Origin of the sequence: Acinetobacter sp. WCHAc060006 (assembly GCF_004209135.1) — a bacterium.
Lineage (GTDB): Bacteria > Pseudomonadota > Gammaproteobacteria > Pseudomonadales > Moraxellaceae > Acinetobacter > Acinetobacter cumulans.
In genome coordinates, this window is sequence record NZ_SGSS01000067.1 from 1 (window position 1) to 2,408 (window position 2,408).

Here is a 2,408-nt window from a genome sequence, read left to right on the forward strand (position 1 = left end):
TCAAAAGTCCAATTTAAGTCACAATATGAAAATTTTATTGGGGGCAAATGGGTCGCACCGGTCAAAGGCGAATATTTTGACAACATCTCCCCCGTTGACGGCAAAGCATTTACCAAAATTCCGCGCTCATCTGCAGAAGATATTGAGTTAGCGCTCGATGCAGCCCACGCAGCCAAAGCCGAATGGAATAACACCTCCCCAACCACACGCTCTAATCTGTTACTGAAAATTGCAGATCGCTTAGAAGAAAATCTAGAATTATTGGCCGTTGCAGAAACCTGGGACAACGGCAAACCGATCCGCGAAACACTGGCTGCAGATATTCCACTCACCATTGACCACTTCCGTTATTTTGCTAGCTGCATCCGCGCACAAGAAGGCGGTATTTCGGAAATTGATGGTGACACCATTGCTTACCATTTCCATGAACCTTTGGGTGTTGTGGGGCAAATTATTCCTTGGAACTTCCCTATCTTAATGGCGGCTTGGAAACTTGCACCTGCCTTGGCTGCGGGTAACTGCATTGTGCTTAAACCTGCTGAGCAAACTCCGGCCAGCATTTTGGTTTTGGCAGAATTAATCCAAGACATCCTACCTGCTGGCGTACTGAATATTGTCAACGGATACGGCGTAGAAGTCGGCCGTCCATTAGCAACTAATCCACGTATTGCCAAAATTGCATTTACGGGTTCTACGGCTGTCGGCCAAATGATCATGCAGTATGCCACTGAAAATATTATTCCTGTAACACTGGAACTAGGTGGAAAATCACCAAACATTTTCTTTGAAGATGTGATGGATCAAGACGATGACTTTTTGGATAAAGCGCTGGAAGGCTTTGCCATGTTCGCACTCAACCAAGGTGAAATTTGTACCTGTCCTTCACGTGCTTTAGTCCATGAAAGCATTGCAGACAAATTCCTTGAAAAAGCCATTGAACGTGTAAAGCGCATTAAGACCGGCCACCCACTAGATACCGACACCATGATTGGCGCTCAAGCTTCGCAAGAGCAACAAGATAAAATTTTGGGCTGTATCGCCACAGGCCGCGCAGAAGGCGCGCAAGTGCTGACAGGGGGTGGTGAACGCCAAGAAGTTGGTGAAGGTTTCTACATCGAACCGACCATTTTTAAAGGCAATAACAGCATGAAGATTTTCCAAGAAGAAATCTTTGGCCCTGTGCTGTCCGTAACAACCTTCAAAGATTTTGATGAAGCGATTAAGATCGCCAACGACACGATTTATGGACTTGGCGCAGGCGTATGGTCACGCTCAGCACACACCTCTTACCGAGCTGGCCGTGCCATTCAAGCCGGTCGTGTATGGACCAATTGTTATCATATCTACCCTGCTCACGCGGCCTTTGGTGGCTACAAGAAATCAGGTATCGGCCGTGAAAATCACAAAATGATGCTCGATCACTATCAACAAACCAAAAACCTGTTGGTGAGCTATTCTACTAAACCTATGGGCTTCTTCTAATTGAGTTAGTCTATAGTTAAACCCTAAAAAGCGAACTTCGGTTCGCTTTTTTATTTGACCTGATTAGAAGCTGTTCAATTCTCTATAGCGCAGCTTCCACAAAATGCAGATGATCAACCCCCCAATACATTTCATCTGCTACAAACCACGTTGGTGCACCAAATACCCCGCGATCAATCGCTTCTTGTGTGACCGCTTTCAGCTCAGATTTCACCTTTTCATCTTCTAGCCACGCCTGTATTTGAGTGACTTCAAAACCTAATTCTTGCGCTAAATTCATCAGCTCTGTCACATCATTTAAATTACGTGGCTGAGCAAACATGGCATCAAACAGCGCAGTCAAAACCCGTTGAAACTGCGCTGGCTGATATAACTGCACAGCAGTAAGCAAACGCATTAGCATTAAGGTATTAATTGGAAAATAAGGATTCATCTGTACAGGAATATGCCATAGCTTGGCCCAGCGCTGTAAATCAATCATCGAATAGCGTGCTTTGGCTGGCACAGCCATTGGACTGTTATTCCCAGTCGCTTTAAAGACCCCTCCTAATAACATCGGTTTCCATATCATTTCTGCCTGATGTTGCTCAGCAATTTGCTGTATGCGGTGAAACCCCAAAAAGCTATATGGGCTACCTAAATCAAAATAAAATTCAATCTTGCTCATTTTCAAAGTCCTCGTCATTTTATGTGTCCATTCAATTCTTTTTATATCCTTACCAGCGCTCCATCCAGGGTCTGAGGTCTAATTCATGTGTCCATGCATCTCGTGGTTGCTGCGAAAGATGCCAATAATTCTCTGCAATATGTACTGGATTTAAAATGCCATCTTGCTCTTTTTTTGCGTACAAATCGGGAAAAGTATCTTTAATAAAGTCGGTATCAATCGCACCATCGACCACCACATGCGCCACATGAATATTACG

At 44.5% G+C, this 2,408-nt stretch carries 2 protein-coding genes and 1 pseudogene; 1 reads left to right on the forward strand and 2 read right to left on the reverse strand.

Going from position 1 to position 2,408, the window contains the following annotated elements:
* The coding region (exaC, locus tag EXE29_RS17100; protein ID WP_213073191.1) for an acetaldehyde dehydrogenase ExaC at nt 1-1,482 on the forward strand (1,482 nt) is incomplete at its 5' end.
* Between the two features lie 82 nt (nt 1,483-1,564).
* Here the strand turns inward: exaC and EXE29_RS17105 are convergent.
* Nucleotides 1,565-2,149: a 2-hydroxychromene-2-carboxylate isomerase gene (locus EXE29_RS17105; RefSeq protein WP_120365110.1), complete on the reverse strand. Its 585-nt coding sequence runs from the start codon at nt 2,147-2,149 to the stop codon at nt 1,565-1,567.
* A 49-nt stretch (nt 2,150-2,198) separates the two neighbouring features.
* A pseudogene (locus tag EXE29_RS17110) lies at nt 2,199-2,408 on the reverse strand (glucose 1-dehydrogenase); the annotation flags it as partial.

Coding starts and splice junctions, on each gene's coding strand:
- EXE29_RS17105 (WP_120365110.1), bottom strand. CDS start 2,149: ATGAGCAAGATTGAATTTTATTTTGATTTAGGTAGCCCATATAGCTTT.